Source organism: Vibrio sp. Vb0304 (assembly GCF_033338995.1).
Taxonomy (GTDB): domain Bacteria; phylum Pseudomonadota; class Gammaproteobacteria; order Enterobacterales; family Vibrionaceae; genus Vibrio; species Vibrio alginolyticus.
Genome location: NZ_JAWOTT010000001.1, coordinates 839,507 through 854,111, shown reverse-complemented (window position 1 = coordinate 854,111; position 14,605 = coordinate 839,507). Strand labels below are relative to the sequence as shown.

Here is a 14,605-nt window from a genome sequence, read left to right as displayed (position 1 = left end):
TACAGCTAAATAGTGACGGCAAGCACTTAAAATGATAGCTTTATCAATCTTGGTCTGCTTTTTGCAGACCATTTTTTTGTTCATTTTAATCATCTTGCCCGGAGACACCATGCTAGGTAAAGCTCTAAAGGTTGCAGCCTTTGGTTTGTGTGCTATTTTGCCACTTTCCGCACACGCAAATAATTTCAACTACAACACGATGGAATTTCGCATGGGCACTAGCCCTGGTACATTTGGTGGCGAGTTCAATACCTACTTTACAGAGAATACCCATTTCATTGCTCGCGCAGACAGTGAATTCAGCGGAGACTGGGACATTGCTGGTGGTATAGGCTTTAATGGGCCAGCAGGCCAATTTGCAGATATTTATGGCCAAATGTTGGTACACAACATTAAAGAGAACGGCAGTGATAAAGTGGGCGACGAGTGGCGCACGGAAGTGAATATTGGCACTCGTATTTGGTTTATGCAAAATGTTGAGCTACATGGCCGTATCGGCCAAATCATAGATAATGACGATTCGAACACCATTTACAATCTGGGCGCACGATTCCACTCAACTCAGCAACTATCGCTTGGTGCAGATTTCAAAAATAATGGTGTCTATGGCCAGCAAATTGTAATGTCTGCTCGTTTTGCATTTTAGTGGACATGACTATGACTACCAGGGCATCACAAGCAAGCATATGATTCAATAAAAATGGCCTCCAATTTTGGAGGCCATTTTTTGTTAATCACGAATTATTAGCTTGTAGCAGAAACTAGCTGTAATACATCAGTTTTTAGCGTTTTTTTTAGGTTTATCTTGCACATATTTTTTCGATACATCTACAACGGCGATATCTCTAAAAAAGCTTCGACCAAGCAAAATTGGAAACGTCATATGTCCGCGATCCGCTAACGTAAACTCTGTCTTTTCTTTGTGATCCCCAACGGTAATGTAGGCTTTTACCACCGCTCGTTTATCCACCTCTTCTGACGAAGACTGCTTAACTTTAGCCCAGCGCTCAACGGGTACTTTAAATTCTTTGGTGTCTTTGTCACCTAAATCTATCTTAAATTTAACCCAGTCTTTACCATCACGCTCAAACGGAACAATGTCAGTCGCACTAATTGATGATGTTGTCGCACCTGTATCGACTCTAGCCTTGAAAGTCTGGTCAATTTCAGGAACATAAACCCATTCTTCAGAACCAAGAATTAACATGCCATCGGGTGTTTTTGTGACCTTGACTGGCTTCCTAGGCTTTGGTTCCGGCTTTTTCTCAGGTTTCGCTTCTGGTTTGGGCTCCACCTCTGGCTTTGGATCTACATCAGGTTTCACTTCTGGCTCGACTTTAACGGGCTCTTCGACCTTTGGCGACTCTGGCTCAACAGGTTCCTGCGTCGTTTGAGTTGACGTACAAGCAATTAAACTGCCGCTCATCATAAGCGGCAGAATCAGTTTCCAGTTTTTCATCCACACTCCAATTAAGCTTGAGATACTTTCTTAATTGCGTCCGCTACGTATGGAATATGAGTTTCGGTAAGTCCGGCAATGTTAATTCGACCATCGCCAACACCATAAATGCCATAATCTTCACGCAGTTGCGCCATTTGGTTTCCACTAAAGCCTAGCACAGTAAACATGCCTTTGTGACCCTCAATGAAATCAAATTGATCTGTATTATGGTTGTTTCTCAACTCGTTACACAAACTTTGACGAAGGCTAACCAAACGATGTTGCATTTCACTCAATTCTTGCTTCCAAACGGAAGTGAGATTGTCATCTTGCAGAATGGTCTTAACTAAAGCTGCACCATGGTCGGGTGGCATCGTGTAAGTCGAGCGAGCTAGAGTGAGGAGTTTACCTTTTGCATTGGTTACATCATGCATGTTCTTACCAACCACAATCGCTGCACCAGTTCGTTCACGGTACAGACCAAAGTTCTTCGAACATGAAGTAGTAATCAACATCTCTTCAACGTTATCTGCCATAAAACGAAGGCCTTTTGCGTCTTCTTCTAGGCCATCACCGAAGCCTTGGTAAGCAATGTCCACAAATGGGATGAAACCGTTCTTCTGCGACAATTCTGTAATGGCTTGCCAAGCAGAGAAGTCAATATCCGCACCAGTTGGGTTGTGGCAACAACCATGAAGAAGTACCACATCTGAAGGCCCAGCTTTCGCAAGATCATCCATCATTTTTTCGGTGTCTACTTGTTTCGTTTCCGAAGAGAAATAGTGGTAGAACTTAACTTTAAGGCCTGCTGCTTCCATCACTGGCTTGTGGTTTACGTAGCTTGGGTTGGAAATCCAAACCGTCGTATCTGGCTGTGCGATCTTCATTAGATCACCGAGCATACGCAGCGCACCACTTGCACCTGGCGTTTGAATAGCTGCAACACGATCCATTGCAGACGTTCCCGTCAGTAGCAAATCGATCATGCTTTTATTAAATTCTTCGCAACCTGCAAGACCAACATAAGACTTGGTTTTTTGAGTTTCAACAACGACATCCTGCGCCATTTGAATGGCTTTCATAATCGGCGTTTCGCCTGCGCTGTTTTTGTATACGCCAATGCCAAGGTCAACCTTGTTTGGACGTTCATCGTTACGGTATGCAACGGATAGAGATAAAATAGGATCTAATACGGGAGTTGGGAGATTAGAAAACATGAAAGTCATAACCCTTTGAAATTCAAGTACCGAACCTCACGTTAACACCATCGCAAAAAATGACGAAATGATTTTTCACTTATTTCATCAATTAGAGAACAAAATTCTGGATTGCGGTGAGTTTTGTGCGCTCTATCGTTCAGAAAAAGAACGATTCACTCCTCGTTGTACCAATCCACTCTACCGTTTTTTCTAAACTCTCTTGGTGTCATGGTCGACCACGCTTTAAAACGTGTACTAAAGTTAGCGCTGGTCGGATATCCGACTATTTCTCCAATATGCTGAATTGGCCATTCTGTTGAACGAAGTAACCTAGCAGCATATTCCATGCGCATACGCGTTAAATGTGCCATTGGGCTTCGACCAAACTGCTTTTGAGTCAGTCGATGCAAATGAGGCTCCGAACATGGATATAGAGCCGCCACCTGCTCAACGCTCCAATCCTTATGGAGCTGACGTTGGACAAGGTCAAATACACGCCGAAGCCTCAATTGGCTGCGTGATATCGACTCTGAGGGCGGCATGTTTAACATCAGCTCTAACTGAGCCACACTATGCTCACCTACCGCACCACCATAATCGATTGGAAGGTTAATGCTGCGTAGTAACGTTTGGATACATGCATACATCACTTCAGGTGTAGATGAAAGCTGGTAGCGAACATCGCATTCTAATATCGGCCACTCTCTATCAGGAGCAAGAAAAAGCCACGCGATCTGCCAAGGTTCTTCTTCTATACCAAAACCGTTTTCAACACCTGCGGGTACTGTAATCAACGAGCCCGGTTCCAAATCGTATCGATAAGTCCCACTCTCTAGCCACCCTTTACCACGCACCGTATAGAGCAGCATGTGTTTCTTTTGGTTTTTACGATAAACAGTGAAGAAGTCACGACAAGTGGCAATGCCGCACTGCACAATGCCTCTCTCCTCAAGTGCTAATACTCGACTGTGATCAATAAACTCTTGATAAGTTTTTTCTGAAATCGCGTAGCGTTCTTGTTTATCTTCCATGATTTATTGGCTCACATGTGCGTTAGTAGAGAGTTTTACAAAGGTTTTGGATTCCTTTGAAAAATACAGCGCCAAATCATGAGGATAAACTACTCGCATTAATCTTTAAGGAGAAATGCGATGCTCTTAACACGCGAATACATCGATAAAGCATTTTGGCAAAAGCTGATTACGATTGGCCTACCTGTTTCACTTCAGTCCATGCTTTTTGCTTTGCTCGGCGTCGTGGATATTTTCATGGTAAGCCTACTCGGAGAATCTGCAACGGCAGCAGTTGGAGTTGGAAATCGTATCTTTTTCTTCAACCTAGCGGTTGTCTTTGGCCTGTGCGGTGCAGTTACCGTACTTGCTTCTCAATACTACCGCTCAGGAAACCTAGCCGGAATTCGCAGAACGTTGGCGCAATCTTGGTTTATTTCCATTTTGGTGACGCTGCCGTTTATCGTTCTTTATGCGATTTTTGATGAAGAGATCGTCTCTTTTATGTCAGACGATCCTGAATACGTCACTTATGCACGTGATTATCTTGTGGTTACGGGCTTTAGCCTCATTGCTACGGCGATAGTAGTACCGATTGAAGCGGTATTGCGCTCCGTGGGCCAAACCAAACTGGCAACCAACGTTAGTATCTCCGCCATTGTCGTTAACGTCGCGCTTAATTATGTTTTGATTTTTGGTTTATTTGGTTTCCCTCAATGGGGCGTATTTGGTGCAGCCGTAGGTAGTTTTGTTTCTCGATTTTTCCAAACCGCCGTCTTGATTTATTTTTTCTACAAACGATATGCTTACCTAATTCCGACTAAGTTCGATTGGGTACAAGGCCGCTTAAAACAGTATCGAAAAAAGTACTTTAAGGTTTCTTTACCCATGTTGGTCCACGATGCACTTTGGACTGGTGGATTGATCGTTTACAGCATCATCTATGGTCAATTGGGCGTTTCAGAACTGGCGATCATCTCATTCTTATCACCGATTGAAGGGGTACTGATTTCAACCTTTATGGGATTTGCGGTCGCTGCATCCGTTCTTCTTGGGAATGATATTGGTGCAAAACATTATGACCGAGTCGAGAAAACGGCGTGGTGGTATGTGTTAACCAGCGCAATCTTAGCCACCTTGCTGTTTTTCCTAGTGTGGTTGAGCTCGCCCATGATTCATCACCTATTGGTACTGAGCCCGTTAACCGATGCAGACATGGCACTTAACGTATGTTTAGTCATGGCGCTAGGTATGATTTTGAGGGTGTTTAACATGGTTGGGATTGGCGGCGTACTAAAGAGTGGCGCTGATATTCGCTATAGCATTTTCATCGACACGTTCGGTCAGTGGGCTATTGGCATCCCCCTTACTTATTACACAGGCATGGTGTTAGGGCTGCCTTTGCATTTTGTCTTGATGTCTCTGCTCGCGGAAGAGTTAGTGAAAGGCGTACTGACGACTTACCGTATTCAATCTAAACGTTGGATAAATAATATGGTTGAAGATGACCAATCGGTGACAGCGTAACCAAAAAGACATTAACGAACTCACACCAAAAGGGCTCACCCGTTATGCACGCGTGAGCCCTTTTTATGTGCGGAGAATGCTTGATTAGATGTCCGTAAAGCGATGAATGATTTGGTTTGAACTGCCACGCCATTCGAGATTGAGGTCTTTCTTGTCTTGTTCAAACTTACCATCAATCAAAACATCGATGTATTGCACCACTTCCCTTTGCGCGTTATTCAGTTCCGTCAGCGTGTAGCCAGTCCAAACCCAAATGTCTTTACCTGGGCACTCCTCTCTCACCCTTTTCACTATCTTCAAAATATGAGGCACATTAGCAGGGTGAAGCGGATCTCCACCCGACAACGACAAGCCACGGCGTTTGATACGCGTGTCGTTTAAGTCAGCGATGATTTTGTCTTCCGCTTCTTGCGTGAAAAGTACACCAGAATCCAAACGTTGCGTCGACTGGTTATAACACCCACGGCACTGATGCACACAACCCGACACAAACAGCGTGCAGCGCGTACCCGGTCCGTTAACAACGTCAATTGGATAGTATTGGTGGTAATTCATAATGCGTCTCTGTGTTATCGCGAAAGAGAAAATCAACCTGTTTAAAGTTGATTTTCAAAGTGTTAAAACGAGTGGTAGTAAACCTTACAGGTGTTTAACTCGGCGCTTCACTTCTTCTTGCTTACCGAAGTTAAACGGGCGTGCATCTGGGCTGCCTAGGTAGCCACAAACTCGACGTGTTACTGATACTTTAGTTGAGTCATGGTTACCACAGCTTGGGCAAGTGAAGCCTTTACTTGTACAGTCAAACTCGCCGTTGTAGCCACACTCGTAGCACTCATCAATTGGCGTGTTTGTACCGTAGTAAGGCACTCGGGTGTAACTGTAGTCCCATACGTTTTCTAGTGCTTCAACGTTACGTTGCATGTTCGGGAACTCGCCGTAACAGATAAAGCCGCCGCTTGAGATTTCTGGGTAAGGCATCTCAAAGTCGATCTTGTCGTATGGGTTCACCTTCTTCTCAACATCTAGGTGGAAGCTGTTGGTGTAGTAACCTTTGTCTGTTACGCCTTCAATTACGCCGAACTCTTTCGCATCGATGCGGCAGAAACGGCTACATAGGTTTTCACTTGGCGTTGCATATAAGCTGAAGCCATAACCTGTTTCGTCAGCCCATTGATTCACAGCATCTTTTAGATGCTTGATGATCGCGACCGCTTTTTCACGCAAAACAGCGTCATCATAAACGTGCGCTTCTGTACCGAATAGCGCGTTAATTGTCTCGTGTACACCGATGTAACCAAGAGAAATAGACGCACGACCGTTCTTGAAGATATCTGCGATTGAGTCGTCTGCTTTCAAGCGAACACCACATGCGCCTTCCATGTATAGGATTGGGGCCACACGTGCTTTCACGTTTTCAAGGCGAGAGATACGTGTCTCTAGTGCTTTACGAGCAAGACGTAGGCGGTCATTTAGAAGCTCGTAGAATTTCTCTTCGCTTCCGTTTGCACGGATAGCGATACGAGGAAGGTTCAAGCTCACGACGCCAAGGTTGTTACGACCTTCGTGAATCAGCTCACCGTTTTCTTCGTAAGTACCAAGGAAGCTACGGCAACCCATTGGCGTTTTGAATGAACCGGTTACTTCCACTACTTTGTCGTAGTTAAGAATGTCTGGGTACATACGCTTAGACGCACACTCAAGCGCAAGTTGCTTGATGTCGTAGTTTGGATCTTCTGATTTGTGGTTCAAACCATCTTTGATGCCGAATACAAGTTTAGGGAATACCGCTGTTTTACGGTTCTTGCCTAGACCTGCAATACGGTTCTTCAGAATCGATTTCTGGATCAGGCGGGATGCCCAGCTTGTACCAAGACCAAAACCGAACGTAACGAATGGGGTTTGACCGTTCGCTGTATGCAGCGTGTTTACTTCGTACTCTAGAGATTGAAATGCGTCGTAACACTCTTTCTCAGTGCGCGCTTTTGCGAACTCTTCTGGCTCAGCAATGTTCCACTCTTTTGCAATCTCTAGGTGTTTCTCGTAGCTTGTGATTACGTACGGTTCTAGAACCTCATCAATACGGTTGATGGTTGTACCGCCGTAAATGTGGCTCGCGACTTGAGCAATGATTTGTGCTGTTACCGCTGTTGCAGTCGAAATTGATTTTGGCGTATCAATCTCAGCGTTACCCATTTTAAAACCATGCGTCAGCATGCCTTTAAGATCGATAAGCATACAGTTAAACATTGGGAAGAACGGTGCGTAGTCTAAATCGTGGTAGTGAATGTCACCCACTTCGTGCGCTTGAACCACATCGCGAGGAAGAATGTGCGTCTTCGCGTAGTGTTTCGCTACGATACCAGCCAACAAGTCACGTTGAGTCGGAATTACTTTGCCGTCTTTGTTCGCGTTCTCGTTGATTAGATCCAGATTACTTTCTTCAATCAAACCTTCGATTTCGCGAGTTAGTGCACTTTGCTTCTCACGAGCGATGTCGCGATCGTGGCGATATTCAATGTAAGAACGCGCTAGGGCTTTGTAAGGACCTTGCATGAGTTCATTTTCGACTAAGTCTTGAATCTCATGGATGTGAACTTCATCGTGTTCTCTTAACTGTAACTCGACAGCAAGAGCCACATTAAGAGCATAAATAGCGACATCTTTATCTTTGTTTTCCGCTGCTGCTTCAACTGCTGCTTGGATACGATCCCTGTTGAACGGAGCTCTTGATCCGTCGCGTTTGATTACGATTGGTTTCACCTTGTTCTCCTTACCCGAGCATACTCACAGAGTTATCCACAAACACACTATATGGGGTTATTTTTTATTCTAGCAACACAATATATTGTGGCGTATTTAACGAGAAGCACCACTCGAAAACATTGATTTTGATCAATAAAGATTGGCTAGCGAACAAGAAGAAATCGATCTTATTGGCGTTGATCTCAGTTGCGAAGAAAACCATGAAAATTGCAAAATTGGTACTAAATCTACTTGCTATTTTTGGAGGTCTTGTAGGATAAAGGATGGAAAGGAATACGCTAAAAGATAGGAGTGCAACAGGCCAAAATGCGATCACTTTTTGTTACGTTAATATTACTTTTTAGTTCTCTTTCATTTGCTCAAAACTCCATCAATCTAACCAGTTGGAACATAGAATGGTTATTTATAGATGGTGGAAAAGTGTCGAGAACACCACAAGATTTTGAAAAACTGACCCACTATGTGGATAAAACACAAGCCGACATTCTTGCTTTTCAAGAAGTCGAAAGTGCTGCTGCCATCCAAAAAGCCGTTGGCAATGACTTCACTATTTATCTTTCCGATCGTTCAAACGCCTCCAACCGACACCTTCAGTTTAACGACACCAACCAATACACAGGCTTTGCCGTGCGCAATGGCGTAAGCGTATTAGACAAGCCAGACTTCTCTATCACACGAGGCAACAGCAAGCTTCGCTTCGCGAGCTACCTTGTTTTAAATCCAAACCAAGAAAACGAGACTCACCTACTCTCTGTACATCTGAAAGCGGGTTGCAGTGGCGCGTATCGTAATAACCGCGATTGTAAGATAGTGAAACAACAAGGACAGGCACTAGCTAAGTGGATAAAGGCGCGCGAGGACAACAAACAACATTATGTCGTGCTTGGCGACTTTAACCACAACTTGGGTTATCAAGGAGATTGGTTGTGGGACGTGATATCGGACAATACTAGTGCAAAGCTAGTGCAAAGCTAGTGACTAAAGACACTAAAGCGGAATGTAAAGTGCGCTCTAATCGTAATCCGAATAAAACCCACCAATTCCGCTCGGTGATAGACCACATCATTGCGAGTGGTGATTTAAAGGCGTCGTCTGGTGTTCAAACCGTTTTCAAAACACAAGATGTACTCGACTATAAACTGAGTGACCATTGCCCGGTTTCTACGACACTCACTTTTTAGCGTTTAAGTACTCTTTTTAACGTTGAAGTACTTTCTTTATTGACGAACCACTCTTTTAGCGGTGAATGACCCAACCAACATTGCCGCTATAAAGAGCAGAACTTGTGTGTTGCCAGTAAAAAGGCTGGCAACCGCAGGACCAGGACACACACCCAGTAAGCCCCAACCAATACCAAACAGTGCTGCACCAACGACTAACTTTTTGTCTATCGTTTTAGAAGTCGGACAGACAACCTCATCACCAAACACAGATTCGCTTCTTGGCTTTATTAATAAAAGATAAGCAGGAACGAACACAACAAGTGCTCCGCCCATAACGAAGGCTAAGCTTGGGTCCCATGAACCGGTAATATCAAGAAAGCCGATCACTTTTGCCGGATCTGCCATACCAGAGACCACCATACCAATACCAAAGAGCACACCAGAAAATGCAACAACGGACATTTGCTTAATACTTTTCATTACGTGAGTTTTCATAACGACACTATTCCTCACGATACTAGCAAGACGGTTAACATGGCTGTGGCCATAAAAGTACACGTCGCGACCACAGAACGGATTGAGAAACGCCCTATTCCACAAATGCCATGGCCACTAGTACAACCATTGCCGATACGCGTACCAACACCGACTAACAAGCCAGCAACGATAACTAAAATAAGAGAACCGCTGTACTGATCTGGTACATGCCCGCCAAGAACATAAACAGCAAACAAGCCACCTAATACCATCGCAATTAAAAAAACAATTCGCCAAACGCGGTCTGCGCTCTCAACGGCACCGTTTAAGATCCCACTGATCCCAGCAGTCTTGCCAGTAAATAGCATCAGTGTTATCGCTGATACGCCAACTATTATGCCGCCCAACAGCGACATCCAAGGAACTTCAAACATAGCAACCGCCAAACTAATTACTTACAGAAAACTTGCTTAAAGGCCTCAACCAACGGACCAACTCTTTCATCAGAAATTGAATAAAATACCTGCTGAGAAACTTTTCTAGCTTTAATAATGTCGTGCTTTCTCAATACGGTGAGATGTTGTGAAAAAGCAGATTGGCTTAATGATGAACCTTCAAACAGTTCACCAACCCCTTTCTCGCCTTCAATCAGCTTACACATCACGATTAGGCGCTCTGGATGAGCCATAATTTTAAGCAGCTCACTCGCTTCGGTCGCACTTTGTAGCATACTGTCGCCCATTCTTATGCCTCTTCATTACTACATTACATTTCATTAGATATTACTAATTAATATTATTAAGTCAATGCTAATGTAGATTAAATAACATTAGACTTAGCTAATTTATTTAAGTAAGGTGTAGGCGTTTTCGATCATTCAGCAGGAGAAATCCATGAGCAAAATCGTGATTATTGGTGGGGTTGCTGGAGGTGCATCTGCAGCAGCTCGCGCTCGTCGTCTTAGTGAAGACGCAGAAATCATTATGTTTGAACGCGGTCCATTTGTGTCATTTGCAAACTGTGGCTTACCCTATCACATTGGTGGCGATATCCAAGAGCGCAGCAAACTGCTTCTTCAAACGCCTGAGAGCTTTTTAGCGCGTTTCAATGTTGATGTCCGTGTGATGAACGAAGTGGTTTCTATTAACCGTCAAGACAAAACGGTTACGGTTAACAATTTGCTTGATGGCTCTGAATACCAAGAGAGCTACGACTTTCTTCTACTCAGCCCTGGCGCAGGTCCAGTTGTGCCGCCTATTCCGGGTATTGATAACCCGTTAACGCACTCGCTGCGCAATATTCCAGATATGGATCGCATCATTAAAACGATCGAAACCAACAAAGTTGAACACGCTACGGTCGTTGGTGGTGGTTTTATCGGTTTGGAAATGATGGAAGCCTTCCACCAGCTAGGCATAAAAACCACATTAGTTGAAATGGCGGATCAAGTGATGACGCCCGTTGACCGTGAAATGGCTGGCTTCGCACATGCTGAAATTCGTGAGAAAGGCATCGACCTTAAACTTGGCGTCGCACTTGAGTCGGTGAAATTCGTACCTAACGAGCACGTGGCAAGTTTCGACTCTGGTGAGAGCGAAAAACACCAACATCTAGAAGGTGAATTGGAATTAACACTAAACAATGGTGAAAGACTCACCACCGATATTCTGATTATGGCAATTGGTGTTCGCCCCGAGACCAAATTAGCAAAAGAAGCTGGCTTAGAAATCGGCGCTCTTGGTGGTATTTATATCAATGAATACATGCAAACCAGCGATCCTTCGATCTACGCTGTCGGCGACGCGGTAGAAGAGAAAGACTTTGTGACTGGCGAGCAAACTCTAGTGCCACTTGCGGGCCCGGCAAACCGTCAAGGCCGAATGGCAGCAGACAACATGCTTGGCCGCCAAGAAACTTACCAAGGTACGCAAGGCACGGCGATCTGTAAGATTTTTGATTTAGCCGTCGCTTCTACTGGTAAAAACGAGAAACAGCTGAAACGTGAAAACATCGCTTATGAAAAAGTGTATGTGCATACAGCAAGTCACGCGAGTTACTACCCAGGTGCAGAAACCGTGTCATTCAAAATGCTGTTTGATCCAGTAACAGGTAAAATATTAGGTGCGCAAGCAGTAGGTAAAGACGGTGTTGATAAACGTATCGACGTAATGGCAGTTGCTCAGCGTGCTGGTATGACGGTAGAGCAACTGCAACACCTCGAGCTAACTTACGCGCCACCTTATGGCTCTGCTAAAGATGTAATTAACCAAGCGGCGTTTGTGGCAAATAACATCATCAAAGGTGACGCGATTGCGATTCATTATGATGAAATGGATTCACTGACAGAAGACCAACTGTTACTTGATGTTCGTAATCCTGGTGAATTGGAGTCCGTTGGTTATCTTGAAGGTGCAATTAATATTCCTGTCGATCAACTACGTCGTCGCATGCACGAACTTCCTAAAGACAAAGAGATCGTGATTTACTGTCAAGTTGGGTTACGTGGTAACGTAGCATACCGTCAGCTGGTCAACAATGGTTACAAAGCCCGCAACTTGATTGGTGGATACAGAACTCTCAAATTTGCTCGCTTATAACTTGATAATAAAAAGAGAAAACCACGTGCTTGGTTTTCTCTTTTTTTGCAGGAAAGAAAGCGTAGATCATTCACCTTCAATTGCCAAACGGACTGCTGCTTGAGCATGGATAGAAGTGGTATCGAGTAGTGTAACATCGGTGTGACTTTGGTTTACAAGTAAGGCAATTTCAGTACACCCGAGAATCACAGCTTCAGCTCCCTGCTCTTTTAGTTTTTCAATAATTTGCAAGTATATCGTCCTTGACTCCTCTTTGATTTCACCTTGGCATAACTCTTTATAAATAATGTTATGTACTTTAGAGCGGTCGTCTTGATCGGGAATTATGACATCAAGCCCATAACGGTCGGAAAGCCTTCCTTTATAAAAGTCTTGCTCCATTGTGAATTGAGTACCAAGGAGTCCGACCTTTTGAACCCCTTTCTCACGAAGTAACTCAGCAGTCGCGTCTGCGATATGTAGTATGGGGATATTAATACTGGCTTCAATTTGAGGCGCAACTTTGTGCATTGTGTTAGTACAAATAAGAATGAAGTCAGCGCCCCCTTTTTCTATTGAAGATGCAGCATCAGATAGAATGCTTGCCGTTTCTTCCCATTTACCTTGATGTTGAAGTTTCTCTATCTCCGAAAAATTCACGCTATACATACAAATTTTTGCGGAATTTAGGCCGCCTAACGCCTCTTTGACTCCTTCGTTGATCAATTTGTAATAACTAAGCGTCGACTCCCAGCTCATACCACCTAGAAGACCGATAGTTTTCATATAACTCTCCAATCGTTATACACCACCGTGCCAGGGGTGTTTTTACAAAAAAAATCAGCCACTTAAATAAGCAGCATTCAAGCGTCTTCACTATTGAGCATTGGGTAACACGAAAATAAAATCATTCCCACAAGGACCGCTACGCGATTCTCATATATCCTCGCAATATCGTTACTGCATTTCCAGAAAGCTTAACGTGCTCAGTGCTTAACAACTCTGTATGGACGACCCCACTTCTCTTGGAGGCTTGGAAGCCTTTCAGTTGCTTTTTGTTGAGCTCTTTAGCCCAGTAAACACATAAAGCGCAATGTGCAGAGCCTGTAACTGGGTCCTCATTAACACCTACCCAAGGCGCGAAGTATCGAGAGACAAAATCGGCGTCAGTGCTTGATTGAGCAGTGATGACGACGCCACGGCCTTTTTGTTTAAGCAGCGCACCAAAATCAGGGTCGAGCTGTTCAAGCACAAATTCATCATTAATGACGATCAACTGCTTATTATCAAACTGACCGTAGGCGACTACATTGGCGGCATCTAGCCCCAAGCCATGAAGTAAGTCTTTGTTAATACTCGCTCTCATATCTAAAGTTGGCGCAGGAAACACCAAATGAATTTCTTCATGATCGAGTTGTGCAGTTAAAACCCCAGATAGCGTAACGAACTCAATCGTATCTCCAGTATTATATAACCCCTGCTCTTTCAGAACGTGCGCCGTTGCAAGTGTGCCGTGTCCACACAAAGCAACTTCCGTCCTCGGTGTAAACCAACGAAGTTGCATTGTATTGAGTGACAGAAATGCCGTTTCAGATAACGACATCTCGGCCGCGATGGCCAACATCGTTTCCTCATCAAGGCTTGACTCTGTGATACAAACACCCGCGGGATTACCTTTGAAAACCTCTGATGTAAACGAGTCAACCTGAAAAATTTTAACTTCCACGAAATATCCTTAAGTTCTATCAAACACGTAATTCTGTATCACGTGATTTTTAATATCTGTTGTTTGAGCGAAAAAAACCTATGAAATTTTCTACCAACCTTATAGGTCTTGTTGGAAGCGCTAACAAACAGGAGAATGTAGTTAATTATGCAAAACGTAAAAAGCCATCATCAATGTGACTCAATTGGATATCTTATCGGAGTTTTCGGCGTTTCTTTAGTTCTAATATGGATTGGTATTTATAAATTCACACCTACAGAGGCCAAGCTTATACAACCGCTCGTTGAAAATCATTTTCTGATGAGTTGGTTGTATGATGTGATGTCAGTTCAAGCCGTATCAAACATCATTGGCGCAACAGAAATCATTGTCGCTATTGGATTAATCGTTGGCCTTAAAAACACACGAGTCGCTTATTTTTCTGGCATAGCCGCCGCAATTATTTTTCTTGCGACACTCAGCTTTCTAATTACGACACCGAATACATGGAAAGTGTCTGATGGGGTTTTGGTGACAAACTTCTTTTTAGTAAAAGATATTCTATTTTTAGCCATTGCGATTAGCGTCATCGAACGAAACAAGCCAAACAGAGAATAACTCTAAATAGTTCGAAATCTTGTTTTTCCAGAACGTAGCCTGAAAGGTGCAAACGACTTACAAGTCGAATGGTTCTGTCAATAACTCTAAACAAAGGCTCTTAAATTTAGAATGTTTAAGAGTCTT

The 14,605-nt window shown here is 43.8% G+C and carries 14 protein-coding genes and 1 pseudogene; 5 read left to right on the top strand and 10 right to left on the bottom strand.

Annotation, left to right across the window (positions count from 1 at the left end):
- The first annotated feature begins 109 nt into the window (after positions 1-109).
- Positions 110-646: a hypothetical protein gene (locus tag R7P35_RS03770; protein ID WP_017634623.1), complete on the top strand. Its 537-nt coding sequence runs from the start codon at positions 110-112 to the stop codon at positions 644-646.
- Positions 647-775: 129 nt separating this feature from the next.
- Here the strand turns inward: R7P35_RS03770 and R7P35_RS03765 are convergent, their stop codons facing one another.
- The 3 genes from R7P35_RS03765 to R7P35_RS03755 all read right to left on the bottom strand — a co-directional run bounded on the left by R7P35_RS03765 (position 776) and on the right by R7P35_RS03755 (position 3,671).
- Positions 776-1,459 (bottom strand): ATP-dependent zinc protease, encoded by a 684-nt coding sequence (locus R7P35_RS03765; RefSeq protein ID WP_318091679.1) that lies wholly within the window; start codon positions 1,457-1,459, stop codon positions 776-778.
- 11 nt (positions 1,460-1,470) lie between these two features.
- Positions 1,471-2,658 carry an aromatic amino acid transaminase gene (locus R7P35_RS03760; RefSeq protein WP_047101084.1) on the bottom strand — a complete coding sequence of 396 codons (1,188 nt, stop codon included), beginning with the start codon at positions 2,656-2,658 and terminating at the stop codon, positions 1,471-1,473.
- A gap of 155 nt (positions 2,659-2,813) precedes the next feature.
- Positions 2,814-3,671 (bottom strand): AraC family transcriptional regulator, encoded by an 858-nt coding sequence (locus R7P35_RS03755; RefSeq protein WP_064376844.1) that lies wholly within the window; start codon positions 3,669-3,671, stop codon positions 2,814-2,816.
- A gap of 120 nt (positions 3,672-3,791) precedes the next feature.
- Here R7P35_RS03755 and R7P35_RS03750 point away from each other — a divergent pair, with 120 nt between their 5' ends.
- Positions 3,792-5,177: an MATE family efflux transporter gene (locus R7P35_RS03750; protein WP_318091678.1), complete on the top strand. Its 1,386-nt coding sequence runs from the start codon at positions 3,792-3,794 to the stop codon at positions 5,175-5,177.
- Positions 5,178-5,261: 84 nt separating this feature from the next.
- Here R7P35_RS03750 and nrdG read toward each other — a convergent pair whose 3' ends face one another.
- Both nrdG and nrdD read right to left on the bottom strand, forming a co-directional pair.
- Positions 5,262-5,732: an anaerobic ribonucleoside-triphosphate reductase-activating protein gene (nrdG, locus tag R7P35_RS03745; RefSeq protein WP_017634628.1), complete on the bottom strand. Its 471-nt coding sequence runs from the start codon at positions 5,730-5,732 to the stop codon at positions 5,262-5,264.
- A gap of 84 nt (positions 5,733-5,816) precedes the next feature.
- Positions 5,817-7,937 (bottom strand): anaerobic ribonucleoside-triphosphate reductase, encoded by a 2,121-nt coding sequence (nrdD, locus tag R7P35_RS03740; protein WP_005388026.1) that lies wholly within the window; start codon positions 7,935-7,937, stop codon positions 5,817-5,819.
- A 309-nt stretch (positions 7,938-8,246) separates the two neighbouring features.
- On the opposite strand from nrdD, the pseudogene R7P35_RS03735 reads away from it, so the two are divergent.
- Positions 8,247-9,121 (top strand): annotated as a pseudogene (locus R7P35_RS03735) (endonuclease/exonuclease/phosphatase family protein).
- A gap of 36 nt (positions 9,122-9,157) precedes the next feature.
- Here the strand turns inward: R7P35_RS03735 and R7P35_RS03730 are convergent.
- The 3 genes from R7P35_RS03730 to R7P35_RS03720 are packed head-to-tail and all read right to left on the bottom strand — an operon-like array spanning position 9,158 to position 10,322.
- Positions 9,158-9,598 (bottom strand): YeeE/YedE family protein, encoded by a 441-nt coding sequence (locus R7P35_RS03730; RefSeq protein WP_205391164.1) that lies wholly within the window; start codon positions 9,596-9,598, stop codon positions 9,158-9,160.
- Positions 9,599-9,612: 14 nt separating this feature from the next.
- The gene (locus tag R7P35_RS03725; protein ID WP_372036149.1) at positions 9,613-10,026 is read right to left on the bottom strand and encodes a YeeE/YedE family protein; all 414 of its coding nucleotides are present in this window, start codon (positions 10,024-10,026) and stop codon (positions 9,613-9,615) included.
- A 5-nt stretch (positions 10,027-10,031) separates the two neighbouring features.
- Positions 10,032-10,322: an ArsR/SmtB family transcription factor gene (locus tag R7P35_RS03720; protein ID WP_005376206.1), complete on the bottom strand. Its 291-nt coding sequence runs from the start codon at positions 10,320-10,322 to the stop codon at positions 10,032-10,034.
- A gap of 151 nt (positions 10,323-10,473) precedes the next feature.
- Here R7P35_RS03720 and R7P35_RS03715 point away from each other — a divergent pair, with 151 nt between their 5' ends.
- Positions 10,474-12,177 carry an FAD-dependent oxidoreductase gene (locus R7P35_RS03715; protein WP_053303645.1) on the top strand — a complete coding sequence of 568 codons (1,704 nt, stop codon included), beginning with the start codon at positions 10,474-10,476 and terminating at the stop codon, positions 12,175-12,177.
- Between the two features lie 66 nt (positions 12,178-12,243).
- Here R7P35_RS03715 and R7P35_RS03710 read toward each other — a convergent pair whose 3' ends face one another.
- Together R7P35_RS03710 and R7P35_RS03705 are read right to left on the bottom strand one after the other, a co-directional pair.
- The gene (locus R7P35_RS03710; RefSeq protein WP_054575437.1) at positions 12,244-12,942 is read right to left on the bottom strand and encodes an aspartate/glutamate racemase family protein; all 699 of its coding nucleotides are present in this window, start codon (positions 12,940-12,942) and stop codon (positions 12,244-12,246) included.
- A 139-nt stretch (positions 12,943-13,081) separates the two neighbouring features.
- Entirely contained in the window at positions 13,082-13,882 is an 801-nt protein-coding gene (locus R7P35_RS03705) for a PhzF family phenazine biosynthesis protein (RefSeq protein WP_042520943.1), read from the bottom strand.
- 147 nt (positions 13,883-14,029) lie between these two features.
- Here R7P35_RS03705 and R7P35_RS03700 point away from each other — a divergent pair, with 147 nt between their 5' ends.
- Complete coding sequence (locus tag R7P35_RS03700) at positions 14,030-14,479, top strand: YkgB family protein (protein ID WP_005376100.1); 450 nt, start codon at positions 14,030-14,032, stop codon at positions 14,477-14,479.
- Positions 14,480-14,605: the final 126 nt, after the last annotated feature.

What these genes read in the sequence shown, in the direction of transcription:
- R7P35_RS03770 (WP_017634623.1), top strand. Translation starts at nt 110, where the DNA reads ATGCTAGGTAAAGCTCTAAAGGTTGCAGCCTTTGGTTTGTGTGCTATT.
- R7P35_RS03765 (WP_318091679.1), bottom strand. Translation starts at nt 1,459, where the DNA reads ATGAAAAACTGGAAACTGATTCTGCCGCTTATGATGAGCGGCAGTTTA.
- R7P35_RS03760 (WP_047101084.1), bottom strand. Translation starts at nt 2,658, where the DNA reads ATGTTTTCTAATCTCCCAACTCCCGTATTAGATCCTATTTTATCTCTA.
- R7P35_RS03755 (WP_064376844.1), bottom strand. Translation starts at nt 3,671, where the DNA reads ATGGAAGATAAACAAGAACGCTACGCGATTTCAGAAAAAACTTATCAA.
- R7P35_RS03750 (WP_318091678.1), top strand. Translation starts at nt 3,792, where the DNA reads ATGCTCTTAACACGCGAATACATCGATAAAGCATTTTGGCAAAAGCTG.
- nrdG (WP_017634628.1), bottom strand. Translation starts at nt 5,732, where the DNA reads ATGAATTACCACCAATACTATCCAATTGACGTTGTTAACGGACCGGGT.
- R7P35_RS03730 (WP_205391164.1), bottom strand. Translation starts at nt 9,598, where the DNA reads ATGAAAACTCACGTAATGAAAAGTATTAAGCAAATGTCCGTTGTTGCA.
- R7P35_RS03720 (WP_005376206.1), bottom strand. Translation starts at nt 10,322, where the DNA reads ATGGGCGACAGTATGCTACAAAGTGCGACCGAAGCGAGTGAGCTGCTT.
- R7P35_RS03715 (WP_053303645.1), top strand. Translation starts at nt 10,474, where the DNA reads ATGAGCAAAATCGTGATTATTGGTGGGGTTGCTGGAGGTGCATCTGCA.
- R7P35_RS03710 (WP_054575437.1), bottom strand. Translation starts at nt 12,942, where the DNA reads ATGAAAACTATCGGTCTTCTAGGTGGTATGAGCTGGGAGTCGACGCTT.
- R7P35_RS03700 (WP_005376100.1), top strand. Translation starts at nt 14,030, where the DNA reads ATGCAAAACGTAAAAAGCCATCATCAATGTGACTCAATTGGATATCTT.